Here is a 3,105-nt window from a genome sequence, read left to right as displayed (position 1 = left end):
TCCTAGGAACAGCGTATTGTAGCTCATCATTGCAAGCAGTAGCGCCGCCAATGTCGGGCTAATGATGTTTTCCAGATCATAGGCCAGACGCGAGAGCGAAAGCGCACGGGTGTAGCGCGCCTCGTCGGGCAGCACATCGGGGATCGTAGCCTGGAAAGTGGGCGTGAAGGCCGCCGAGGCAGACTGTAGCAGGAAGATCAGCACGTAGACCTGCCAGACCTCGGTCACAAAGGGCAGCGCCACGGCAGCGCGCACCAGGTCTAGCGCAACAAGCAGCCGACGGCGGTTCACCCGGTCCGCAAAGGCACCTGCAACCGGGGCAATCCCCACATAGGCCACCATCTTGATGGTGAAGACCGTGCCCAGCACCATTGCTGCGCCGTCTCCTGCCAGATCGTAGGCCAACAACCCAAGCGCAACTGTCGCAAGGCCCGTTCCCAGCAATGCAACCACTTGGGCAAGGAAGAGGTGCCGGTAGGTGCGGTCAGACAAGATGTCCATCATGATAGCCTCAAAGGTAACGTGAGATGGCCTTGAGTTCGGCCCGGTCGGATTCGGAGTTTTCCCCGTCGAGGCAATGATCCATGTGGTCATGGATCAGCGCCTGTTTGGCGTTGCGGACGGCTTTTTCCACCGCCTGAAGCTGCTGCGCGATTTCGAGACAGGGGCGCCCGTGCTCGATCATGTCGATGACTGAGCGCAGATGCCCTTCGGCGCGTTTCAGCCGTGCGGAGAGCTTGGGGTGGCTTGCATGCCGGTGTGGTTCTATCATAAGAACGAGTTATCCCCCTAGGGAGGATAAAGCAAGATGGCGTTTAGCGAGCCACGAGCAGGGACATGGTGCAGGTAAGGATTGCCAAGAAATGGACGGGATTGATGCAGCGAGGCCTCGCCGCGCTCCTCTGCCTGTGTCTTGTGTTCTGGTCATCCCAGCCGGTCACGTCCCACATCCCAGATGTCCTTGCCACCCTTCAGGACCATGCGGAGATGGTCGAGACTCATGGCCATAGCCATGGGTTCGAGGTAGATCTCGCCTGGGCGCTACACGGCCACAGCCATGATGTTGCCGATCATGATCACAGCCCGGCGCTCTTATTGCGGGGCTCCTACTTCACAACTTGGGACGTCCCCGAAGCGGCAGGCTTCTCGGCTCGGCATTTCTGGCGACCGGGTCTGGTGTATCGCCACGAACGACCTCCGCGCGTGTGAACTGGTGCCGCCCGAGGCGGCCACCACGCAGAATTCACACATTTTTTCGGAGATCAACATGACCGCAGTCTTTCGGGACACGCGCCGCGCCGCATTGCGCAAGCCGGTGTTCCTGACAGTTCTTATCCTGCTTGCACTCGGCGCAACGCAGGCCGCAGCCCACAACGTCACGGAGGGCGATGCCGGCTATATTCAGGAGATCTGGGGGGGCAACATCATCCCCTTCATGTATCTCGGCGCCAAACACATGGTGACCGGTTACGATCACATCCTGTTCCTGCTCGGCGTCGTCTTCTTCCTCTACAAGATGCGCGACGTCGGCATTTACGTCAGCCTCTTCGCCATCGGACATTCGACCACGATGCTACTCGGCGTCTGGTTCGGCTGGGGCATCAACGCCTATATCATCGACGCCATCATCGGCATTTCGGTAGTATACAAGGCGCTGGACAACCTCGGTGCTTACCAGCGATGGTTCGGCTTCCAGCCTAATACCAAGCTGGCGACGCTGATCTTTGGCTTCTTCCACGGCACAGGCTTGGCCACCAAGATTCTCGACTACGACATCGCCTCAGACGGACTGCTGGCCAACTTGCTGGCCTTCAACGTCGGGGTAGAACTAGGCCAGCTCATGGCCTTGGCCGTGATCCTTATCGTTATGGGGTTTTGGCGCCGCTCTCCGCGTTTTTTCGCGCAAGCCTACACCGCCAACGTCATCATGATGACACTTGGCTTCATTCTCACGGGCTACCAGCTCACCGGCCTCTTCGTGGCCGCCTGAACCGACAGGAGATTTCCCTATGTTCAACGCAGAAAAACCGAGCCTCGATCAGCTCCCCAGCTCGAAACAGCTTATTCGCTCTACCGTGATCGCCGGTGTTTCGGCGGTGGCGATTCTCGTTACCGTGGTGCTACCCGCCGAATACAACATTGATCCGACCGGCATAGGCCGTGTCATCGGTCTCAAGGAAATGGGTGAGATTAAGACCCAGCTCGCGGACGAGGCAGAGGCTGACCGGTTGATGGAACAGGCCGCCGAAGAACAGTCGAGCTTGTTGAACGACGTGCTTGGCCTCTTCGTCGGAGCCGCTTATGCGCAGGACGCCACCTCCGCAACCGCCGAAGCATGGCGTGACGAGACCACCTTCACGCTGGCTCCGGGTGATTCCGCTGAGTGGAAGCTGGTGATGGAGAAGGGCCAGACTGCACAATACCGAATGATCATCGAGGGCGGTAAGGTCAATTTCGACCTGCACGGCCATGGCGGCGGCAATTCAGTCACCTATGAAAAGGGGCGCGGCTCTACCGGTGCGGAGGGTGAAATAGTCGCCGAATTCAACGGTGAACACGGCTGGTTCTGGCGCAACCGCGACAGCTCGGACGTTACAGTGACAGTCCAAGTCCGCGGCGAATACGCCGAGTTCAAAGACGCAAGCTGACATCGAAACTGCCGTTCGTAGGCCGCGCGGCGAACGGCAGCGCTCCGCCCGGGCAGTGGGCAAGGCCATCTTTTGCAAGTGCAGTATGAATGTCGCGTGTGTGCTGGCTGCGGCCATCGATGCCAGCACCAGAAAGGGCGGTTCAGTCCCAAACTAGTGAACTCAGTTTTCAAAATTGAATGACCGCAACACGGAGGCGGGGCTGATGGCCCCGCCGCTTCTGTTTTGTGGGCCAGCGGGATTTGGACAAGCCAAACGCCCCTGGCCGTCAGGGAGAGGGTGCTACCCTCCCCCTCGGGCAATCCGATTAGACCGGGCCGTGTCCTCGGCTGCGCCTGCGGGCCGCACCAACCCGGTCGAATAGCATTGCCTCGCCCCCTCCCGCGTTCGCCACGTGGCAGATCAGCAGGAACAGGCGGCTTCGCCGACTGAACCTGCAAATCAGCCCTGATTTTCC

General features: G+C 59.5%; 5 protein-coding genes. 3 read left to right on the top strand and 2 right to left on the bottom strand.

The features are described from left to right. On the bottom strand, nt 1–504 hold a 504-nt coding region (locus UB90_RS22245), incomplete at its 3' end, for an MFS transporter (RefSeq protein WP_131818826.1). Between the two features lie 7 nt (nt 505–511). Next, on the bottom strand, nt 512–772 hold the full coding sequence (locus UB90_RS22240; protein WP_009175446.1) for a metal-sensing transcriptional repressor: 261 nt from the start codon (nt 770–772) through the stop codon (nt 512–514). A gap of 104 nt (nt 773–876) precedes the next feature. On the opposite strand from UB90_RS22240, the gene UB90_RS22235 reads away from it, so the two are divergent. Genes UB90_RS22235 through UB90_RS22225 form a run of 3 tightly spaced genes read left to right on the top strand, consistent with a single transcriptional unit; the run spans nt 877 to nt 2,648 of the window. After that, nucleotides 877–1,209 (top strand): hypothetical protein, encoded by a 333-nt coding sequence (locus tag UB90_RS22235; protein WP_131818825.1) that lies wholly within the window; start codon nt 877–879, stop codon nt 1,207–1,209. Nucleotides 1,210–1,267: 58 nt separating this feature from the next. After that, complete coding sequence (locus tag UB90_RS22230; RefSeq protein WP_065326748.1) at nt 1,268–1,990, top strand: HupE/UreJ family protein; 723 nt, start codon at nt 1,268–1,270, stop codon at nt 1,988–1,990. A 19-nt stretch (nt 1,991–2,009) separates the two neighbouring features. Continuing rightward, nucleotides 2,010–2,648 carry a transmembrane anchor protein gene (locus UB90_RS22225; protein WP_065326749.1) on the top strand — a complete coding sequence of 213 codons (639 nt, stop codon included), beginning with the start codon at nt 2,010–2,012 and terminating at the stop codon, nt 2,646–2,648. The last annotated feature ends 457 nt before the right edge of the window (nt 2,649–3,105 follow it).

The organism is Tritonibacter mobilis, assembly GCF_001681715.1.
In the GTDB taxonomy this organism is placed as follows: domain Bacteria; phylum Pseudomonadota; class Alphaproteobacteria; order Rhodobacterales; family Rhodobacteraceae; genus Epibacterium; species Epibacterium mobile.
The sequence above is the reverse complement of the archived record's forward strand: the minus strand, read 5'-3'. Positions and strand labels throughout refer to the sequence as shown.

What these genes read in the sequence shown, in the direction of transcription:
- UB90_RS22240 (WP_009175446.1), bottom strand. Translation starts at nt 772, where the DNA reads ATGATAGAACCACACCGGCATGCAAGCCACCCCAAGCTCTCCGCACGG.
- UB90_RS22235 (WP_131818825.1), top strand. Translation starts at nt 877, where the DNA reads ATGCAGCGAGGCCTCGCCGCGCTCCTCTGCCTGTGTCTTGTGTTCTGG.
- UB90_RS22225 (WP_065326749.1), top strand. Translation starts at nt 2,010, where the DNA reads ATGTTCAACGCAGAAAAACCGAGCCTCGATCAGCTCCCCAGCTCGAAA.
- UB90_RS22230 (WP_065326748.1), top strand. Translation starts at nt 1,268, where the DNA reads ATGACCGCAGTCTTTCGGGACACGCGCCGCGCCGCATTGCGCAAGCCG.